General features: G+C 66.0%; 19 protein-coding genes and 2 pseudogenes. 6 read left to right on the forward strand and 15 right to left on the reverse strand.

The features are described from left to right. Positions 1-94: 94 nt before the first annotated feature. The 6 genes from CAFEA_RS06975 to infB form a co-directional block, all read right to left on the reverse strand. Positions 95-757 (reverse strand): 4'-phosphopantetheinyl transferase family protein, encoded by a 663-nt coding sequence (locus CAFEA_RS06975; protein WP_063936865.1) that lies wholly within the window; start codon positions 755-757, stop codon positions 95-97. After that, the gene (locus tag CAFEA_RS06980) at positions 757-1,557 is read right to left on the reverse strand and encodes a metallophosphoesterase family protein (RefSeq protein ID WP_063936866.1); all 801 of its coding nucleotides are present in this window, start codon (positions 1,555-1,557) and stop codon (positions 757-759) included. Before CAFEA_RS06980 ends, CAFEA_RS06975 begins: the two co-directional genes overlap by 1 nt. Next, on the reverse strand, positions 1,554-2,891 hold the full coding sequence (locus CAFEA_RS06985) for an MATE family efflux transporter (protein WP_082855602.1): 1,338 nt from the start codon (positions 2,889-2,891) through the stop codon (positions 1,554-1,556). The genes CAFEA_RS06980 and CAFEA_RS06985 overlap by 4 nt, the downstream gene beginning before the upstream one ends. Further along, the gene (locus CAFEA_RS06990; protein WP_063936868.1) at positions 2,884-3,885 is read right to left on the reverse strand and encodes a DHH family phosphoesterase; all 1,002 of its coding nucleotides are present in this window, start codon (positions 3,883-3,885) and stop codon (positions 2,884-2,886) included. The genes CAFEA_RS06985 and CAFEA_RS06990 overlap by 8 nt, the downstream gene beginning before the upstream one ends. Next, positions 3,878-4,318 (reverse strand): 30S ribosome-binding factor RbfA, encoded by a 441-nt coding sequence (rbfA, locus tag CAFEA_RS06995; protein ID WP_063936869.1) that lies wholly within the window; start codon positions 4,316-4,318, stop codon positions 3,878-3,880. The genes CAFEA_RS06990 and rbfA overlap by 8 nt, the downstream gene beginning before the upstream one ends. Positions 4,319-4,435: 117 nt before the next feature. Then, positions 4,436-6,514: a translation initiation factor IF-2 gene (gene infB, locus CAFEA_RS07000; RefSeq protein WP_350308266.1), complete on the reverse strand. Its 2,079-nt coding sequence runs from the start codon at positions 6,512-6,514 to the stop codon at positions 4,436-4,438. 66 nt (positions 6,515-6,580) lie between these two features. Here infB and CAFEA_RS11315 point away from each other — a divergent pair. Next, positions 6,581-6,898, forward strand: a pseudogene (locus CAFEA_RS11315) (hypothetical protein); the annotation flags it as partial. Positions 6,899-7,222: 324 nt separating this feature from the next. Here CAFEA_RS11315 and CAFEA_RS11320 read toward each other — a convergent pair. The 4 genes and pseudogenes from CAFEA_RS11320 to rimP all read right to left on the reverse strand — a co-directional run. Then, positions 7,223-7,315, reverse strand: a pseudogene (locus CAFEA_RS11320) (translation initiation factor IF-2 N-terminal domain-containing protein); the annotation flags it as partial. 105 nt (positions 7,316-7,420) lie between these two features. Next, a complete protein-coding gene (locus CAFEA_RS07005; protein WP_063936871.1) occupies positions 7,421-7,753 on the reverse strand; it encodes a YlxR family protein in 333 nt (110 codons plus the stop codon). A gap of 141 nt (positions 7,754-7,894) precedes the next feature. Next, positions 7,895-8,914: a transcription termination factor NusA gene (nusA, locus tag CAFEA_RS07010; protein WP_063936872.1), complete on the reverse strand. Its 1,020-nt coding sequence runs from the start codon at positions 8,912-8,914 to the stop codon at positions 7,895-7,897. Continuing rightward, a complete protein-coding gene (gene rimP / locus CAFEA_RS07015; protein WP_063936925.1) occupies positions 8,911-9,462 on the reverse strand; it encodes a ribosome maturation factor RimP in 552 nt (183 codons plus the stop codon). The genes nusA and rimP overlap by 4 nt, the downstream gene beginning before the upstream one ends. Before the next feature lie 31 nt (positions 9,463-9,493). Here rimP and CAFEA_RS07020 point away from each other — a divergent pair, with 31 nt between their 5' ends. After that, on the forward strand, positions 9,494-10,309 hold the full coding sequence (locus tag CAFEA_RS07020) for a hypothetical protein (RefSeq protein WP_172796700.1): 816 nt from the start codon (positions 9,494-9,496) through the stop codon (positions 10,307-10,309). Positions 10,310-10,330: 21 nt separating this feature from the next. Here the strand turns inward: CAFEA_RS07020 and CAFEA_RS07025 are convergent, their stop codons facing one another. After that, positions 10,331-12,118: a proline--tRNA ligase gene (locus CAFEA_RS07025; protein ID WP_063936927.1), complete on the reverse strand. Its 1,788-nt coding sequence runs from the start codon at positions 12,116-12,118 to the stop codon at positions 10,331-10,333. A 31-nt stretch (positions 12,119-12,149) separates the two neighbouring features. Between CAFEA_RS07025 and CAFEA_RS07030 the strand changes: the two genes are divergently transcribed. Then, complete coding sequence (locus CAFEA_RS07030) at positions 12,150-12,836, forward strand: YaaA family protein (protein WP_063936873.1); 687 nt, start codon at positions 12,150-12,152, stop codon at positions 12,834-12,836. A gap of 2 nt (positions 12,837-12,838) precedes the next feature. Beyond that, entirely contained in the window at positions 12,839-13,564 is a 726-nt protein-coding gene (locus CAFEA_RS07035; protein ID WP_063936874.1) for a DUF1648 domain-containing protein, read from the forward strand. Positions 13,565-13,657: 93 nt separating this feature from the next. On the opposite strand, the gene CAFEA_RS07040 is transcribed toward CAFEA_RS07035, so the two are convergent. Continuing rightward, on the reverse strand, positions 13,658-14,458 hold the full coding sequence (locus CAFEA_RS07040; RefSeq protein ID WP_051106365.1) for a hypothetical protein: 801 nt from the start codon (positions 14,456-14,458) through the stop codon (positions 13,658-13,660). Positions 14,459-14,795: 337 nt separating this feature from the next. On the opposite strand from CAFEA_RS07040, the gene CAFEA_RS07045 reads away from it, so the two are divergent. Then, positions 14,796-15,533, forward strand: coding sequence for an NAD-dependent deacylase (locus CAFEA_RS07045; RefSeq protein ID WP_063936875.1), 738 nt, complete (start codon positions 14,796-14,798; stop codon positions 15,531-15,533). Here the strand turns inward: CAFEA_RS07045 and CAFEA_RS07050 are convergent. Next, a complete protein-coding gene (locus tag CAFEA_RS07050) occupies positions 15,530-16,471 on the reverse strand; it encodes a class I SAM-dependent methyltransferase (RefSeq protein ID WP_063936928.1) in 942 nt (313 codons plus the stop codon). The two genes, CAFEA_RS07045 and CAFEA_RS07050, sit on opposite strands and share 4 nt — an antisense overlap. 115 nt (positions 16,472-16,586) lie before the next feature. Continuing rightward, complete coding sequence (gene cobA, locus CAFEA_RS07055; protein WP_063936876.1) at positions 16,587-17,327, reverse strand: uroporphyrinogen-III C-methyltransferase; 741 nt, start codon at positions 17,325-17,327, stop codon at positions 16,587-16,589. Between the two features lie 24 nt (positions 17,328-17,351). On the opposite strand from cobA, the gene CAFEA_RS07060 reads away from it, so the two are divergent. Beyond that, a complete protein-coding gene (locus CAFEA_RS07060; RefSeq protein ID WP_063936877.1) occupies positions 17,352-18,557 on the forward strand; it encodes a protein adenylyltransferase SelO family protein in 1,206 nt (401 codons plus the stop codon). Positions 18,558-18,563: 6 nt separating this feature from the next. Here CAFEA_RS07060 and mqo read toward each other — a convergent pair whose 3' ends face one another. Further along, positions 18,564-20,075: a malate dehydrogenase (quinone) gene (gene mqo, locus CAFEA_RS07065; RefSeq protein WP_063936878.1), complete on the reverse strand. Its 1,512-nt coding sequence runs from the start codon at positions 20,073-20,075 to the stop codon at positions 18,564-18,566.

A 20,075-nucleotide genomic window follows, 5' to 3' on the forward strand; every position in this document is an offset into this window, starting at 1 on the left:
AGAGCCTGGGTTCGCGCAAAAATCGGCGGATCCCTGGGTCTAGATCCCAGGGTTTGCGCGAGGAGGTGTCAGCCTTCGATCCTGCGCACGGGAGCTACCGCACGTAGGTGGCGGTGACCACGTAGTTGCAGCGCTCGATCCAGCGGCCCTCGAACAACGGCACTGGGGCGGGCCGCGCCAACAGCTGGGAGGTGAAGGACCCGTCGGTGCGCAGCTCGATTTCGGCCTCGTCGAAGTCCAGCCAGCGCCGGGTCATCGGATACCAGCACTTGTAGGTGGCTTCCTTGGCGCAAAACAGCAGCCGATCCGCCCAGGTGTAGCCGTCGGTCTGCAGTCTTTGCACCATCGCTATCTCGGTTTCGCTGGCGATGGAGCGCAGCACCCCGTCCGGAAGCGGCTCTGCCGGCTCCGCGTCCATGCCCATGGAGTGCACGTGGCGGGTGGAGGCAGCCACGGCTGCGCGGAGCCCGTCGGTATGCGTGAGAGAGCCGGTGAACCCCTCGGGCCACAGCGGCATGCCCCTTTCCCCTCGCAGGATGGCCCCGGCAGATTCCACGCCGAGTTCACGCAGCGCCTGGTGCGCGCACCAGCGAGCGTCGCCGAACTCGCCTTTGCGCACGTCCACGGCGGCGCTGACCTCATTACGCTCGTCGGGGTGCAGGTCCTCGTAGCGGGTCAGGTCGACGGTGTCGGTCGAGTCGTCGGCGAGGTAAAACACGCAACGTGCTTCGGGAGGGAACAGCGCAACGTCTTGCATCACTGCTCAACCTCCATGACCGGGTACGGGAACGGCTGCGCAGACGGGTGCTGCTCCCATTCGCGCGGATAGCCGAGAGACGCTTCGATGTGCTCTATTCCGTCGACAGTTGTCACCCCCGGCATGTGCAAGTGACCGTACACGACGGCCTTCGCGTTATAGCGCTGGGCCCAGGTTCGCGTGTGCCGGGTGCCGCACCACAGGGCGATGTCGGACCACTGCATGCGCTGTACCGGCTCCTGCACCAGCGGCCAGTGGTTGATCAGGATCGTGGGGCCGTTGATACGGGAGAGCCGCTTGGTGGTGTACGCCAGCCGGTCCCAGCACCAGGCGCGGATGTCCACGAAGGGGGCAATGGCGACCTCGTCGGTCATCACCACGTTGTTCTCGTGCGCGGCGGCAAGCGCCTCTTCCACGGTGAGGTCGCGGGCGCGGAACGAGTAGTCGTAGAGGGTGAACAGCGGGCAGATGGTCATCCCGCCGAAAACCGGGTAGCGGTCCTCGGGGGTGATCACGCCGATTGCCCGCATGGCCTGCACCAGCATCGTGTATTTCTCACGGCCCCGGTGCCTGTCCGCTGAGCGGCAGAACAGCTCGTGGTTGCCCGGCACCCACACCACGGTGTCGAAGCGTTTAGCCAAATTTTCCATCACTTGGATGATCAGCTCTGGCCGCTCGGCGACGTCGCCCGCCACGATGAGCCAGTCCGACGGGTCGGCCGGCTGGATTGCGTCGATCTTCGGGCCGTTGCGCTTCACCGCCGCGTGTAGGTCGCTGACGGCCCAGAGCGTGGTGGTCATTCCTCTTTCTTACCATCTACGCCAGACACGGCCCACCGCATTGAGCGGAACCTCCACACCACGCCAACCAATCGCGTGGCTACCTGAGCGAGTTGCCCGACCCAGATGCCGGTGAGGCCCCAGCCAAACACCCCGGCGGCCAGGATGATCGGCAGCGCCACCGCCAGCAGCGAAAACAGTGTGAGGTTGCGTAAGAACGCGGCGTCGGCGGCACCAAGCAGCACGCCGTCGAGGGCGAAGACAGCCCCGCCGACCAGGATCATTCCGATAAGCAGCAACCAGGGCACCCGCAGCGTATGAACGACCTCCGGGTCCGCCGTAAAGATACTCTGGATCGGCACAGCGAATAGCGCGAACACGGCGGACAGCGCCACCGCGAAGATCATGGAGTACTTCAGCGCCTGCAGCCCCACGGCACGGGCTTGCTGCGCGCCTCCGCGGCCCAGCGCGGAGCCGGTGAGCGTTTGCGCCGCGATTGCCAACGAGTCCAACACCAGTGTGAGAAAGTTCCACAGCTGCAGCATCAGCTGGTGCGCCGCCAGCGCCACCACTCCGATCCGGCCCGCGACCGCCGCGGCAGCCAAAAGCGAGACCTGGAACGACAGCGAGCGCAAGATCAGGTCCCGGCCCAGCACGAGCTGGCGTTTGATCACGCTCCAGCGCGGCGCCCAGCTTCCGTCGTACCTGGCGTTTTCGCGCGCCAGCACCACCACGAACAGCACGGCGGTAATCCCCATGCCGATCACGTTGGCAATTGCGGAACCGACCAGGCCGAAACGCCCCACTAGAATCGGCAGCAGGATCGCTCCCGGGATCAGCCCGCATAGCGTCAGGTAGAACGGCAGCTTCGTGTTTTGCACGCCGCGCATCCAGCCGTTACCGGCCATGATCGCAAGCGTTAACGGCACGGCGAAAACCGCCACGCGCATCCACTGGGCGGCCCGCACGCTCGTCGCATAGTCGTTGGCGAGCGCCTGGGCGAGGGGTTGTGCGAACAGCCCAACGATAATCGCCAGCAGCGTGCCGACGCCTAGCGCCACCCACGTGGCCTGCACCCCCTCCGCCACCGCTTTGTCGCGTTTGCCGGCGCCGAAAAAGCGCGAGCTGCGCGCAGTGGTGCCGTAGGACAAAAACGTCAGCTGGGTGGTCACCGTGGACTGGAGCGCCGCGCCCGCCGCAAGCGCGGCCAGCTGTGCGGTACCGAGCCTGCCCACCACTGCAGTATCGAGCAGCAAGTAGAGCGGGTTGGCGGCCAAGACGCCGAGCGCTGGCAGGGCGAGCATTAGGATCTCGCGGCCCATCGAACGTTGCTTTGCTGGTTGCCAGTTAGTCATCAGTTGCTTGCGGCTCCGGGAACGCGTCGAGAAGCTTGCGGATTACCTCGTTGCGGCTGCCGGTGGCGGAATATCCGGCGGCTGCCCAGTGGCCGCCGCCGCCCAGCTGCTTCGCCACGGCGGAGACATCCACCACAACCGAGCGCAGCGACATCGCCCATTGTTTCTTCGACTGCTCCTTGAGCACCACGCCGACATCCGTGCCTTCCAGCGAACGGGAGTAATCGATAATCGACTCAACCGCTGTCTGGCTCATGCGCGAGTGGATGCCCACCGGGATCGTCAGCACGGCCACGGACAGGCCCTTCGTGGGCACGATGTGGGTGTTCGCCAGCACCTCGCCCATCAGCTGCAAATCCACGGGCCCCATCGTGTCCATCAGGTCGAGCGCGATCTGGCGGGTGTTCAGTCCGTACTCCATGAGCTCAGCGGCGAAGGTGTGCATGCGCGGTGTGCCCCAGCGGAAGCTTCCCGTATCCGTGACCAAACCGGCGTATAGGCCGTAGGCAATGTCCGGGTCCAGCTCGACGTCGAGGCGGCCCAGCAGCTCGCGGACCATCACCGTGGTGGATTCACTGTCCACAATCAGGTTCATCCCGCCGAAGCCGGGGTTGGTGTTGTGGTGGTCGATCACGATGACCCGGGAGGGATCTTCCATGATCGCCGGCATGAGCGAGCCGGTGCGGTCCGCGGACGCGCAGTCCACGGTGACCACGAGGCCGTCGTCAGGCAGCGGCGCGCCGTACTGGATACGGTCCACACCTGGGATGGTGCGCATGTTCGCCGAGTGCGGAAGCGGCTGGCCAATATAGACCTCCACGTCCTTGCCCAGTTTCTCCAGGCCGAACGCCAGCGCGCAGGCGGAGCCGATCGCGTCCGCGTCCGGCTTGATGTGCGCAACCACCGAAATTTTCTCTGCTGCGCGCACACGGGAGGCGGCGGCCTCGAACTGCGCCGCCGCCTCCGGGAGGTATACCGGTGCCTGCTTAGACATCGTCACCTGTGCGCTTGTAGGGGTCGCTGTCGCCCGCCGGCTTCGCGTTCGCGCGCAGCTTTGCCAGTTCCTCGTCGCGGGCGCGGGCCCGGTTGAGCAGCTCCTCCATGTGGGCGGAGGACTCCGGGACGGTGTCGCGCTCGAAGGAAATGGTCGGAGTGAAACGCACACTGAGCTGATCGCCCACGATCTTGCGGATCTGGCCGCGGGCGCGGTGCAGCGCCTCGGCGGCCTGGTCGTAATCCGGATCGTCGTCGATGTTGCGGCCACGCACCGTGTAGTAAATGGTTGCGTCGTGCAGGTCGCCGGTGACGCGGGTGTCGGTGACGGTGACCAGTTCCAAGCGTGGATCTTTCACTTCCCGCTCGATGGCGGATGCGACGATCGTTTGAATCTGCTTTGCCAGGCGCTGTGCGCGAGGGTTGTCAGCCATGCTCAACTCCTTTGTCCGAAACTTTCAATAGTGTAACCCCCGCCCTGCGCAGGTTCGCGCGGAGCGGGGGTTGGCGTCGATAAGCAATTGCTTTACGACGGGGACGGCGCTGCAGTGCTAGTCGCGCGGCACCTCGACCATCTCGTAGGTCTGGATGATGTCGCCCGTCTGAATATCCGGGTAGGACAGCACCATGCCGCACTCGTAGCCCTTGGCAACCTCGTTGGCGTCGTCCTTCTCGCGGCGCAGCGACTCGATGGTCGCGTCCGGGGTGATGACGTTGCCGTCGCGGACCAGGCGCAGCTTCGCGCCGCGCTTGACCTTGCCTTCGGTGACCATGCAGCCGGCGATGAGGCCGACAGCGGATGCCTTGAAGATCTGGCGGATCTCCGCCTCGCCCAGATCGCGCTCCTCGTAGATCGGCTTGAGCATGCCCTTGAGCGCGCTCTCGACGTCCTCGATGGCCTGGTAGATCACCGAGTAGTAGCGGATCTCCACGCCCTCGGCGTTGGCCTCCTCGGTGGCCTTGCCGTCGGCGCGGACGTTGAAGCCGATGATGATCGCGTCCGACGCCGCCGCGAGGGTGACGTTGGTCTGGGTCACAGCACCGACACCGCGGTCGATGATGTTGACCTGCACCTCGTCGTCGACCTCGATCTTGAGCAGCGCCTCCTCCAGGGCTTCCACCGAACCGGCGTTGTCGCCCTTGAGGATGAGGTTGAGCTGGCTGCGCTCCTTGAGCGCCTGATCCAGATTCTCCAGGGACACGCGCTTCTTACGACGAGCCTGCATCGCCGCGCGCTGACGAGCATCACGCTGCGCAGCAATCTGGCGGGCAACGCGGTCGTCGTCGACCACGAGCAGGTTGTCGCCCGGGCCGGGGACACCGCTGAGGCCCTGGACTTGGACCGGGCGGGACGGGCCCGCCTCTTCCACGTCGTTGCCCCACTCGTCGACCATGCGGCGCACGCGGCCGAAGTTGCCGCCGACGACGATGGAGTCGCCGACACGCAGGGTGCCGCGCTGCACGATGACGGTGGAAACCGGGCCGCGGCCGCGGTCCAGGTAGGACTCGATGGCCACGCCCTGGGCGTCCATGTCCGGGTTCGCCGTCAGCTCGAGCGCCGCGTCCGCGGTCAGCAGCACAGCCTCGAGCAAATCGTCTATGCCGGTGCCCTGCTTCGCCGAGATGTCGATGAACATCGTGTCGCCGCCGTACTCTTCCGGCACCAGGCCGTACTCGGTGAGCTGACCGCGGATCTTGTCCGGCTGAGCCTCCGGCCTATCCACCTTGTTCACCGCCACCACGATCGGCAGCTCCGCCGCCTTGGCGTGGTTGATCGCCTCGACGGTCTGCGGCATCACGCCGTCGTCCGCCGCCACAACCAGGATGGCCAAGTCGGTGGACTTGGCGCCGCGGGCACGCATGGCAGTAAACGCCTCGTGGCCCGGAGTATCCAGGAACGTGATCTTTCGCGGCCGGTCCTCGAGGGTGACCTCGGTCTGGTACGCGCCGATGCCCTGCGTAATGCCGCCGGCCTCGCCGCGACCCACGTTTGCCTTGCGGATCGAGTCCAGAAGGCGGGTCTTACCGTGGTCGACGTGGCCCATGACGGAAACCACTGGCGGGCGGTGCTCAAGTGCCTCTTCGCCGCCTTCGTCCTCGCCGAACTGCAGGTCGAAGGACTCGAGCAGCTCGCGGTCCTCGTCCTCAGGCGAGACGATCTGCACCTCATAGTTGATCTCGGCGCCGAGCAACTGCAGCGTGTCCTCGGACACGGACTGCGTTGCCGTCACCATTTCACCGAGGTTGAACAGCGCCTGAACCAGCGACGACGCCTCGGTGTTGATCTTCTCCGCCAGGTCAGACAGGGTCGCGCCTTGGCGCAGGCGGACGGTCTTGCCGCCGCCGTCGGGGAGACGAACGCCACCGATGACGTTCGGCTTGTGCATCTCCTCGTATTCAGCCCTCTTCTGACCCTTGGACTTACGACGCTTGCCGGGCGCACCACCCGGACGTCCGAATGCACCGGCGGTGCCGCCGCGGCGACCACCGCGACCGCGGAATCCGCCACCCGGACCACCGAAACGGGGACCACCCGGTCCACCGCCACGACCACGGCCACCGCCACGGCCTCGACCGCCCGGGGCGGCCGCCTTCGACGGCATCTGTGTCGGGGACGGACCTGCAGGCATATCCGCCGGGGACGGGCGTGAGCCGCCGCCTTGGCGTGAGCCGCCGCCTTGGCGTGAGCCGCCGCCTTGGCGTGCGCCACCGGGGCGCGGGCCACCCTGACCCGGACCGGAACGGCCGCCACCCGGACGTCCACCACCCGGACGCGGCGGACGCTGTCCGCCACCGGTGTTGGAAGAGAACGGGTTGTTGGCCACACGCGGACGGCCCGGCTTCGGCACCGGACGCGGCATAGCGCCCGGCGTCGGAGCGCCGCCCTTTGCACCCGGCTTGGCAGCCGGCTTCGGTGCGGCCGGCTTGGGTGCGCCCGGCTTCGGCGCGCCAGGCTTTGCGCCCGGCTTCGGGGCACCCGGCTTCGGCGCGCCCGGCTTCGGCGCGCCCGGCTTCGGCGCGCCCGGCTTCGCTGCTGCGGGCTTCGGGGCACCCGGCTTCGGCGCGGACTGGCCACCCGCGGGCTTCGCGCCCGGCTTGGGGGCACCGGGGGCAGGCTTGTCGCCCGCCGGCTTCGACTGCGCGCCAGGCTTCGGGGTGGCAGGCTTCGGCGCCGTTGCCTTCGCACGGTTCTGGCCCGGCTTCTTCAGCGGCGGCTTCTTCGGCCCAGCCTCGCTCTTCTTCTCGTCGGCAGCGTCGTTGCCGCCGGTCTGCTTGGCGTAGTGCGCCTTCATTTTCTTCACGACGGGCGGCTCGATCGTCGACGACGCCGTCTTCACAAACTCACCCTGCTCCTTGAGCGTGGCAAGCAGTTCCTTACTTGTTACGCCGAGCTGTTTTGCCAACTCATGAACGCGTAGCTTTCCGGACACGTATCTCCTCTTCGTTGTTGCTAGGAGCAGTGCCCTTCCGGCTACCTGCCCCTAGACGTGGTCAGTGACATTCATCGCTGATGCTGCTTCATCGTTGCGTACTCATCAGTGTTCAGTCTTTCCTTTTTCGTCTGGGTCGTTTACCTCATCACAATTGCTTTGCGACGACGCAAGGTACGTACGTACATGACCTAGGTCCACCGCAGTGGACAGACGGAGCGCCCGCCCGAAGGCACGGCGTTGTTCCGCCAGCTCGACCGCATCCAACGAGGGCGTGATCCACGCTCCCCGGCCAGGAAGTTTCCTGGCCGGGTCCGCAAGCACACGCCCCGGCACGTCAGGGTCGGCGACAACCCGCAGCAGCTGGGTATCCGGCTGCGCGGTGCGGGTGGCGATGCAGGTTCGGGTGCGGATCGGCTGCTTGCGCGCAACACCCATCCGCGTCCCTTCCTTTCACGCCATCGTCGTCGCCGCACCTGATTGTGCGGACACAAAAGCCGTATAACACTGTACGCCAAAACCCGCTGGATCTATATTTCCAGCGGGTTTCCTGGTTACAGCGGTGTAATTTACTGCGAGCTACTCGGCCGCGTCTGCGTCGGAACGGATGTCGATCTTCCAGCCCGTCAGACGCGCAGCGAGGCGGGCGTTCTGCCCTTCCTTGCCGATGGCCAGCGACAGCTGGTAATCCGGTACGGTCACCCGGGCCGCCTGCGCCTCAAGGTCCAGCACTTCAACGGAAACCACCTTCGACGGGGCCAGGGAGTTGCCGACGTACTTGGCGGGGTCCTCGTCCCAGTCGATGATGTCGATCTTCTCACCGGCGAGCTCGGACATGATGTTGGTGACGCGAGCACCGCGCGGGCCAATGCAGGCACCCTTGGCGTTGACTCCCTTGACGGTGGCGCGCACCGCCACCTTGGACCGGTGGCCCGCCTCGCGGGCAATGCCGATGATCTCTACGGAGCCGTCCGCAACCTCCGGCACCTCGAGTGCGAACAGGCCGCGCACCAGCTCCGGGTGCGTGCGCGACAGGTTCACCTGCACGCGCTTGTCGCCCTTGTTCACGCCCACGACGTAGGCCTTGATGCGGTCGCCGTGCTTGAGATTTTCGCCCGGGATTTTCTCCGCCGGCAGCAGGATGCCGTCCTGCGGGTCTGCCTCGGTGCCCAGCTGGACAATGTTTAGGCCGCGGGCCTCCGCCTGCGCGTCGCGCTGGACGATGCCGGAGACCACTTGCCCCTCAAACCCGGAGTACTCGTCGTAGACCCGGCCGGCCTCCGCCTGACGGAGACGCCCCTTGATGGCGTCGCGCACGGCCACGGAGCCGATGCGGGAGAAGTTCACCGGAGTGTCGTCGTACTCGGAGACGACCTCCCCCTCGGCGTTCAGCTCACTGACAATGACGGCCACATCGCCGGTCTCGGTGTCGATGTCGACGCGCGCCTTGGAGCTGTCGTCCCCCTTGACACCTGCATCCCCCTCCTTGAACTCGCGGTAGGAAAACAGCAGCGCATTTGCGATAGTCGCCAGCAAATCCTCCATGGCGATGCCCTGCTGTTCCTCGATCGCCTTCAGCGCGTTCAAGTCGATATTCACTTGTGTTCCTTTCCTTCCGCCGCAGCGGCCTCAAGCTCTTCAAACGCCCGATCCGCCAGCTCTGACTCGGTCGCTGGCGGGGCATTGAACTCAATTTCTACCACTGCTCCCGACAATTCAGAAACCGGCGAAATACGAACCTCCTCCCCCTTTTTCGTCGCGTGCACCAACGCCACCAGAGTCTCGTTCGCGTCGAGCGGTCCCACGCGCCACTGCTCCCCGCCTACCTTGACCTTGCGGCCGCGGTTGCGGCGGAAGTGCCGCGCCTCGGTTAACGGCAGGTCCACGCCCGGGGTGGTCAACTCCAGGGTGTAGCCGGCGCCGAAGCTGACTTCGCCGCGTTCCTCGGCGTCGTCGAAAAGCGTAGAGAGCTCCTTCGACACCTCCTCGAGGTCGTCGAGCGTCGGATGCTCGTCCGAGTCCAGGGCGATGACCACCTGCGACTTCTTGCCCGCCTTGACCGTGCGGATCTTCTCAATGTCCATGCCGTAGGTGCGCGCAACCGGTTCAACCATGCGCTCGATTGCCTCGTTCGTGGGAAAAGCCATGCCGACCAACCTAGCGTGTAACGTGCAGCGCGTGAAGAAACTCCTCCTGCTGCCCGCCGCCGCGCTTTTGCTCACCAGCTGCACCGTGATGGACGTTGTGGGTCCGCGCGCGAACGGCGAAATCATGGCGCTGGCGAAGCAGGCCTCCGCCGACTGGTCCGGCGGGGACCCCGCACGGGAGCAGTGGCGCGAGATGCGCAAGAAGCAAAGCGAGGAGCTGAAAGGGGAAGCGCGCAGGCTGTGCGGCGTGGACGCTACCGGCAACACCCCCGCCTCCTGCGACGTGAGCTACGGCGACACGGACCTGCCCGCCACGGGTAACGCGGACGCGCTGCTCGGGCACACCGTCGCCGCCGCCGACAAGGTGCCGGCGGAGTCCGTGGACCTCATCGTCGCCCAGGCTATCGACGCACTAACGCTCTCCCCCGTCGACCTCGAGCCTGTCACCGAAACTGTTTCGAATACCGCCGATAAGGAAGCGGCCCGCGACATGCTCGCCCGCGAAAACGCCATGTACTACGGCCTCGGTGTTGCACTCGCCTACGCCGATTTTGATCTGCGCGAGCGCGTCGGCGAGCTGCGCGAGGCATCCCACGAGCGCACCGCGGCGCTCGCCCGCGTGCTGGGCCCTGTCGAAGGCGCGGCCGACGAGGCCCTCGTTCCGGCCGCCGGCTACGACTTTGCCGAGGGTTACGCCGAGCCTGCGAACGCAGAAGAGGCCGCCCAGCTGGTGAGCACCATGCAGGGCGACCTGGTCAAACAGTGGCGCTACACCGCCGCACACGCGGAGTCATCTACCTGGCGCGAGGACGCCATCAGGCTGGCCGCCCACGCGCAGCGGACGTAGGGCGCAAGCAACAACCCCGGGCTACCCCAAACGTTCCGCCACGAGCTCCTGGACCTTCGCCACGATTTGGTCGGCTGGGACCTCGAGCGTCTCGCCGCCGCGGATGCGCAGCTCCACGATGCCGTCGGCGAACGCGCGACCGAGGATGACAATGAACGGCATGCCCAAAAGCTCGGCGTCTTTGAATTTCACGCCCGGGGAGACCTTCGGGCGGTCGTCGAAAAGCACCTCGAGGCCCGCCTCGGACAGCTCGGCGGTGATCCGGTCGCCCGCCTCGAGTGCTGCGGCATCTTTGTTCGCCACTGCCACGTGCACCTGGAACGGGGCGATCTCCACGGGCCAGACCAGGCCCTTGTCGTCGTAACGCTGCTCCGCGATCACCGCGAGCATGCGGGAGATGCCGATGCCGTAGGAGCCCATGGTGGGCACTGCGCGCTTGCCGTTTTCGTCCAGGATCTGCACGTCCATGGCTTCGGTGTACTTGCGGCCGAGCTGGAAGATGTGGCCCAGCTCGATGCCGCGGGCGAGCTCCACGGTGCCGTTGCCGGACGGCGACGGGTCGCCCCCCTTGATCTCGGCGGCCTCGACGTAGCCGTCGACGGTGAAGTCGCGGCCCGCGACCAGGCCCACCACGTGCTTGCCCGGTGCGTCCGCGCCGGTGATCCAGCTCGTGCCGTCGACCACGCGCGGATCCGCCAGCACGCGCACGCCGTTGGACTGCAGCGCGCGCGGGCCGACGTAGCCCTTGACCAAGAAGTCGTGCTTGGCAAAGTCCTCATCGCTGGCCAGCTCAAACGTGGCCGGCTCCAGCGATGCCTCCAGGCGCTTCTCGTCCAGCTCGCGGTCGCCCGGGATGAGCACGCCGACGAGCTGTTCGCCGACCGGCTCGCCGTCTTCATCCAGCGCGCGCGGGTCGTTGACCTTCACCATCATGCATTTGAGGGTGTCGCAGGCTTCGGCGGAGTGGCCGTCGATAAGCACCCCCTGCCCCTTCGCCCACTCCACGAGCGCCGCAATCGTCTCGGAGGACGGGGTGTCGTGCTCGACCGCCTCCGGCAGGCCGTCGTACGCGCGCGGCTCCGGTGCGACGGTGGTCACGGCCTCCACGTTGGCCGCGTAATCGCCCGCGGTGGAGACGACGAAGGTGTCCTCGCCGTTGTCGGAGTACGCCAAAAACTCTTCGGACGCGGAGCCGCCCATCGCACCGGAGGTGGCCTTGCAGATCTCGTAGCGCAGCCCCACGCGGTCGAAGATGCGCTGGTAGGCGGCGCGGTGGTTGGCGTAGGACCGATCCAGCCCCTCGTCGGACATGTCAAAGGAGTAGCTGTCCTTCATCACAAACTCGCGCCCGCGCAGGATGCCGGCGCGGGGACGCGCCTCGTCGCGGTACTTCGTCTGAATCTGGTACAGCGTGACCGGGAAGTCCTTGTAAGAGGAGTACAGGTCCTTCACCGCCGTGGTGAACATCTCCTCGTGCGTGGGGCCGAGCAGCATGTCCGCGCCCTTGCGGTCCTTCAGGCGGAACAGATCGTCGCCGTATTCGGCCCAGCGGTTGGTGGCCTCGTACGGCTCGCGGGGAAGCAGTGCCGGGAAGAGCAGCTCCTGGCCGCCCATGGCGTCCATCTCCTCGCGGACCACGCCCTCGATCTTGCGCAGCGCGCGCAGGCCCAGCGGCAGCCAGGAGTACACGCCGGGGGCGGCGCGACGCACATAGCCTGCGCGCACCAGCAGCTTGTGGCTGGGCACTTCGGCATCGGCGGGATCTTCGCGCAGCGTGCGCAGGAACAGCGTGGACAGGCGTGTAATCATGGTTTGGCAGTTTACCGCTAGGGTTTTGCGCATGCTGATCGTCCTCCCGCCTTCTGAAACCAAAGCCCCCGGCGGCAACGACGCTGAGATGCAGCTGTCGTTCCCGTCGCTCGATCCGGTGCGCACTTTGCTTCTCGACGCTCTCTCGGCCACCGACGTCGACACCATGATGCGCGAGTTGAAAATCCCCGCCGGCAAGCGCGCGGAAGCCGAGGAGAACCTCGCGTTGCGCTCCGCGCCGGTGATGCCGGCGATCCAGCGCTACACCGGGGTGCTCTACGACGCACTCGATGCTGCTTCGCTCTCCACGGACGCGCTGTCGCGCCTGGCCGTGGGCTCCGCGCTGTTCGGTGTGGTGCGGGCGGGCGATCTGATCCCCCGCTACCGGGTTTCCGGCGGCTCCAAGCTCGGCGGGAAGACGATGAAGGCGTGGTGGGGCTCTGCCGTGACGAAGGTGTTGGCCGAGGAAGACTTCGTGGTGGACATGCGCTCCGGCGCCTACCAGCAGCTCGGGCCTGTGCCGGGAGCGCTGACCGTGCGGGTAGAGCAGTCCGCGACCGGCAAGGTGGTCAGCCACTTTAACAAGCAGTACAAAGGCGAGCTGGCCCGCGCGCTGGCGCCGCACGACGCCGCGTCCACTGAGGACGTCGCCGACATTGCCGCCTCTGCCGGCTTCGACGTCGCCCTCGACGGCACGCTGCTCACGATGCGGGTGTAGCCATGGCTTCCAACTACCGCCGCTACGGCCTGGCCGCGCTGATCTACGCCACCGGGTTCGCGTACGTGCTGCTGCGCTGGGACGCGATCCCCGACCCGGTGCCGATACACGTCGGCCCCACCGGCGAGGCGGACGGGTTTGCGCCAAAGACGCTGTTCAGCGCGACTGCGCCGATGATCATCGGCATCGTCGTCTCTGTGGTGATGCCGCTGTTACTGCCGCCGCGGACGTTTGCCCGACGCACCGTCGACGTTCCGGCCGAGGGCGCGTTGCCGTTTTCGGAGACGGCGGCCCGGCGCGTCGAGAAGCTTTGCGGCGCCTCCGCAGACGTCATCTCCAAAATGATCCTCGCGATGGCTGCACTGTTCGCGGTGATGAACATCTCCATGGTGGTGCCGGACGTGAAGCTGCCGTTTTGGCTGGAGATTGTGCTCTGGATCGGCTTCACCGTCTATGTAGTGGTGATCGCGGTGCGGATGACCTCTGCGAAGGACGGCATCGAACCGGACGCGGAGGAGCAGGTGCGCAACGAGAACCTGCGCTACCAGGGCGGCATGGGCACCTACTCTGCGCCGAACGACCCGATGGCCGTCGCGGTGCTGCCGTCGAACCCGGGCAAGATCGCGGTGAACACCGCGCACGCGCCGGGTAAACAGTATCTGCGCCGGGTAGTCGTTAGCGTGGTGGTGCTCGTGGCAGTAACCATGGCCATTGTGGTGACGATGTAACGGACGCGCGCCGCCACGGGGACTTTATCGATTTATCGGTTTATCGGCAGAGTGTGAATTATCGGTTTATCGGTTTCGGTATGCTGACCAGCGTTAACTCGCCGCCTTCTCCACCATCTCCGCTAACGCGAGAAGCCGGCGCACATCGGTCACAAACTCATCTTCTCTGAACAGCAAATCGACCGGAGACGGGCGAAGTAGCTTGACGCCTGCCTTCAGCAGGTTCTTTTCACGGCGACGTTCTTTCCGCAGCGTCTCGTCGGTTGGTTTGAACGTCACTCCGTCGTATTTGTAGTCGCCGTCTATCTCCGTGACGAACATCCCGCGGCGAAGATCCACCTCATAGCCGACGAACATGCCGTTGACGATCCAGTGCTCTGCCACCCGCTCGATCAGAATCGCTCTTCCGTAGGACTCGAACGGCGAGCGCGAGTTGTGCACCGCGAACTTCACTACTTTCCGCAGCGTGTCAATCCCTCGCACCCTGCCCAGCTTCTCCATCTCGGCCTCGACCATGTCCCTGTCCGCGTGGAACTTCAGTATCCAGTCCATGGCGACGAGCCCCTCCCTGAAGCCATGTCGCAGCGCGATTTCGAACGCCGTCGTCAGTTCATCCGTGGCACGCAGCGTGTCGAAGTGCCGGATTGTCGCTGACCGTCTCCTTGCCCGGTGATAGACCGTGTTCGCCGGCTGCTGTTTCTTCGGCGGCGCTTTGCCGTTTGGCAGGATGAGTTCCACTGGCTCGTTCGGGTCGGTCGTCACCACCCACATATCCAACGCTCGTGCTGCTGATCGCCCAGCCAGAGCCGCTTTCCTGGCAGCTTTTCCTGCAGCGATGGCCTGGATCCATCGCTTCTCAAAGAACGCGAGCTCATCAAAGTCGGCTCTCAGCATGCAGTGCTTCGATGACAGAATCACTGCACCTGTATTGTTCGTATACCGACGGCGTAACTTACGTACTATTTCTGTTTGTCTCCCCCGATCCATGCCGCGATCCTGACAGAGGTTCAAGCGAAAAGGAAGAGCGTTTGCTCTTCTGTGGACAACTCACCGGCGGAGTTATCCACAGCTGACGTTCTTGGGAACCTACCCGCCAAATGCCGATATCGGCATTTACCCTCCTGACCCGACCACGACCAGGGCTTTTGACACCGCATCAACGCTAAACGCCGATATCGGCATTTAGGGCAGCCCCGCCCGCCACTACCGCCCCGCGGGTACCGTCGCATCCATGACCACATCTTCCACCATCGACACCGCCCGCACCCTCCTCACCGACGCCTCGCACATCGAGGTCTTCACCGGCGCCGGCATGAGCGCGGACAGCGGCATCGCCACCTACCGCGACGCCCAGACCGGCCTGTGGGAGAACGTGGACCCGCAGGACATGGCGTCCATCGACGCGTGGCACAACGACCCGGACACCATGTTCGCCTGGTACCTCTGGCGCGCCCACCTCGCGCAGCAGGCGGAGCCGAACGCGGGCCACGTTGCCGTCGCTAAGTCGCCGAAGACGACGGTGACCACCCAAAACATCGACAACCTCCACGAACGCGCAGGCAGCAAAGAGGTTGTCCACCTGCACGGTTCGCTGTTCGACTTTCGCTGCTCGCTTTGCGACGAAAACTTCGCCCAGCCCATCGACCTCCCCAAAGAACCCGTGGAGGCAATCACTCCCCCGGCCTGCCCGGTCTGCGGTGGCTCCGTGCGCCCAGGGGTGGTCTGGTTCGGCGAGGCCCTGCCCCAGGCCGAGTGGAAAGAGGCGGAGCGCCGCATGCGCACCGCGGACGCGCTGGTGATCGTGGGCACGTCCGGGGTGGTCTACCCCGCCGCCGGCCTGCCGCTGATGGCGCACGTCCGCGAGATCCCCATCATCGAGGTCACCCCGATGCGCACGGACCTGTCCCACCTGGCCGACGTGGTCATCGAAGACACCGCCGCCAACGCACTGCCTGCCCTTTTGGGCTAGCGCGTAGCCCGGAGCACCGTGAAGGTTGTATTCCGCGCGACCTGCTCCACGGATGCGAATCTGCGCTCCACCTCGCCGCGGTAACGCAGGTGGGAGTTGTGCACCACATACAGCGCACCGCCGGGTGCGAGTAGGCGCACGGAGGCGTCAAGGAGGTGCTGCACGAGGGTGGCGTCGACGGTGGTGCCGTCGTGGAACGGCGGGTTCAGCGCAATCGTGTCGAAGGACGCATCCGGCAGGCGTGAGCCGGCGTCGTCCCACGTCGCCTCCAGCCCAATGGCGCGCGCGGAGAGTACCGCGTCTGCGTCCGCGTCCGTGGCCACGCCGCCCATCCCCCGGGTGACCGAGCCGTTGCCGCAGCCCAGATCGAGCAGGCGGCCAGGCTCAGCCGGCAGGCAGGAGCGAAGCAGCTCCCCGCCCCGGTCCGGCTTCGCGCCGGAGAAGACACCGCCGACGGCGACCAGGCCGTCGCCAAGCAATGGCGCATAGGCCACCTCCCGCGGGCCGGAGGCGACGAGGCAACGGAACTTGCCGCGGCCAAGCGAGGCTGCGACGTCGGTGAATGATTCGCCCAGCACCGTGTTCATGCTGCGTGCGAGGTGCTTGTTGTTCGCACCTAACACGACCCGCACGTCGTCGAAACCCGCGCCCGCGATGGAGCGCGCCAGGTAGTCGAGCCGGGCGAGCGACTTGGGCATCTCCCCGACCGCGACCGCGGAACCGGTTGCGCCGGCCAAGAACTCGTCGAGCCGCACATCACCGGCGATCTCGACGCCCATTGCCGACGCCTCTTGGCTTCGCGCGTAGTCCGAGTCCAAGAACAGCACCGGCGCGCCCGTCGCCACCGCGGCGCGGGTGAGGTCCAGCGTCGGGTCGTGGCAGATGAGCACCGCCTGCCGGTCCCCCTCCCCCAGACCCTGGGAACTAGAGCCTGTCATCGGCCGATTTTTGCCAGCCCCCAGGGTTTGGCTCCCAGGGTATGCAGAAGCGGCGGGCTCGACGGAGGCGACGCCCCCGAACGCCGTGTCCCCGAACGCGACGTCCCAGATCAAGCTATCCAGCGTGCGCAAGGCCTGCGACCTCCCCCACCACGTACACGGCCGGCGCCGCGACGCTCTCGGCCTCCATCACGTCGGCCAAGCTCGCCGCGGTGGCGAAGTACACCCGCTGCGCGTCCGTCTCGCCCTCCTGGATAACGGCGGAGGGCGTCGCACCATCCAAACCGGCCTCCACCAGCGCCGCCGTGATGGCGCGCACGTTGCGCACGCCCATCACCACCACGATCGTCCCGCCGACGCGAGCCAGCGCGCCCCAGTCCACCAGCGACTTTTCGTGTCCCGGAGATAGGTGCCCGGACACCACCGTGAACGCGTGGGTGACTCCGCGCTGGGTCACCGGCACCGAAGCGGCGGCCGGGACCGACACCGCCGAGGTCACGCCCGGCACCACCGAACACTCCAGCCCAGCGGAAGCGCACGCCTGCAGCTCCTCGAAGCCGCGCCCGAATACGTACGGGTCGCCACCTTTGAGCCGCACGACGTGCTTGCCGGCGCGCCCATAGGCAACCAGCATCTCGTTGATGCGCTCCTGCGCCACCTGCCTCGCGTACGGCAGCTTCGCCACGTCCACGACTTCCTTGCCGGTTAAGTCCAAAAAGCTCTCCAGCTCAGCGGCGGGGCCGAGGTGGTCGGCGAGGATGACGTCGGCAGCCTCGAGCGCGCGCAATCCGCGGATAGTCAGCAGATCCCACGCGCCTGGGCCGCCGCCTACGAGTGTGATGTGGCCGGTAGTCATAGCCAATCAGTTTAGGGTGGAGCCATGAATCACCCCCAGCTCGCCCACACGCTCGCAGATGCCTTGCCGGAGCTCGCGCACGCAGAGCCCGGCACGCAGTTTGAGAACCCGCAGCTTGTCGCGCTCAACGAGCCGCTTGCGAAGGAGCTCGGGCTCGATGTCGCGTGGCTCAAATCTGCCGACGGCCTGCAGTTTCTCTCCGGCGGATCCGGCGGCCACGCCATGGCGTACGCGGCGCATCAGTTCGGTCAATTCGTGCCATTGCTTGGCGACGGCCGCGCCCTGCTACTCGGCGACACCGCCGGCCATGAGATCCAGCTCAAAGGCTCCGGCTTGACCGCGTTTTCGCGCCCCGGCACGGACGGGGTGGGCGCGATCGGGCCGATGCTGCGTGAGCACCTCGTCTCCACGTTCATGCATGCGGTCGGCGTGCCCACCACCCGCTCGCTTGCGGTGCTGTCCACCGGCGGCACCGTGATCCGTCAAAACGGCGCGGTTCCGGGCGGCATCGTGGTGCGCGTGGCCAAGAGCCACCTGCGCGTGGGCACGGTGCAGTACGCGGCGACACAGTCGGAGGAGCTAACGCGGAAGGTCGTCACCGCCGCGGGCTTTGACACCGCCGAGGAGATGCTGCGCACCGTCACCCGCCGCCAGTTCGATCTGGTGGCGCACTGGATGCGCCTGGGCTTCGTCCACGGGGTAATGAACACCGACAATGTGGCGCTGTCGGGCGAGACCATCGACTACGGGCCGTGCGCGTTCACCGAGCGTTTCGACGGTACCGCGAGCTTCTCATCCATCGACAGGCAGGGGCGCTACGCGTTTGGCAACCAGCCAAACATCATCGCCTGGAACATGGCGCGGCTGGCGGAGGCGCTCTACCCGCTGCTCGGCGCGGAGAAGGTCGACGAGTACGTCAAAACCGTCCAACCAGCCTGGGACGAAGCGTGGGCGAAGTGGATTGGTAACGACCACGACGGGCTCAACGCCGCGGACGACATCACCACCTACAACCGCGAGCACGGCATCAACGGTGAGCCCGGCCCCATCTTCATCCCCCGCAACCAGATGCTGCAGGAGGCTATCGACGCCGCCGAGCTCCGCGGCGACTACACCGCGTACAACGAGCTGCTCGCCGCGGTGAGTGACCCGTACAACGAAAAAGCCGGGCCCGAATGGATGACCCGGCCTGAAGGGCAGCTGCCCTTTGTCACCTTCTGCGGCACGTAGGGAGCGCTACAGGGTGTTTTCGTCCGTGTCCAGCCCCAGCGTCTTCTGGGTCCACGCCCACTGCTCGTCGTAGGCGGCCTCGTCGCGCTTGAGGGACTTGCCGTAGGTGGGGAACATTTCGTGGAGCTTGTCGCCCCAGTCGATCATGTGCTCGCCGAAGCAGCGCTCCAGAAGCTCGATCATGGCGGCCGGGGTGATGGACGCACCCGGGGAGGCGCCGAGCACGCCGGCGATGGTGCCGTTCTGGTCGTTCACCAGGGCGGTGCCGAATTCGAGGGTGCCGAAGCGCGGGAACGCGGCCGGCTTGATCACCTGCACGCGCTGGCCAGCGACCACGACCTCCCAGTCCTTGCCGTCAGCTGCCGGGTAGTACTCGTGCAGCATGTCCACCTTGCCGTCGAAGTCGCGGAAGACCTCCTGCACCAGGTACTTCACCAGGCCGATGTTGGTGGCGGCCACGCCGAGGTAGGACGGGATGTTGTCCAGGCGGATGGACTTGAACAGGTCCAGGTAGGAGCCTTCCTTGAGGAACTTCGGGCTCCAGCCGCCGTAGGGGCCGAACAGGAGGGATTCCTTGCCGTCGACCACGCGCAGGTCCAGGTGCGGCACGGACATCGGCGGGGCGCCGACCTTGGCCTTGCCGTAGACCTTGGCCTTGTGCTGCTGCACCAGTTCCTGGTTGTCGGTCTTGAGCCACATGCCGGAGATCGGGAAGCCAGCGTAGCCGTGCACCTCAGGCACGCCTGCCTTGCGCAGCAGGTCAAGGGCGTAGCCGCCGGCACCGACGAAGACGAAGCGGGCGCGCACGACCTGCTTGTCGCCGGTGTGGACGTTTTTGACCGTGACCTTCCAGAAGTTGCCTTCACGCTTGATGTTGGTCACTTCGCGGCCGTAGCGGATCTCGGTGCCGTTGCGCTTCGCAGCATCGAGGAACTGCCCGGTCAGGGAACCGTAGTTGATGTCGGTGCCCGCGTTGGTCCAGGAGATGGCCACCGGCTCGGCGTCGAAGTCGCGGCCCTGGGACATCAGCGGCAGCTTCTCCGCGAAGGTTTCGCGGTCATCCGCGAACTGCATGTTAGGGAACATGTGGTTTGCGGAGAGCTTGTCGTAGCGCTTGCGCAGGTAGTTGATCTGGTCTTCGCCCTGTGCGAAAGACACGTGCGGCACGGGGTTGATGAAGGCGCGGGGATCCGTCAGCACACCGTTTTCCACCTGGTAGGACCAGAACTGGCGCGAGAGCTGGAACTTCTCGTTGATGTTCATCGCCTTGGAGACATCGATGCGTCCCTTTTTCTCGGGCGTGTAGTTCAGCTCGCACAGTGCGGAGTGGCCAGTACCGGCGTTGTTGAACGGGTAGGAGGACTCCTCGGCAGGACCGTCGAGCCGCTCGAAGATCATCTGGGACCAATCAGGCTCCAGCTCGTGCAGCATCGAGCACAGTGTCGCGCTCATGATGCCGGCGCCGACGTGCAGGATGTCCACCTCGTCCGCGTACTTTTTACCACCGTTGTCAGACAT

This window comes from Corynebacterium afermentans subsp. afermentans (genome assembly GCF_030408355.1).
In the GTDB taxonomy this organism is placed as follows: domain Bacteria; phylum Actinomycetota; class Actinomycetes; order Mycobacteriales; family Mycobacteriaceae; genus Corynebacterium; species Corynebacterium afermentans.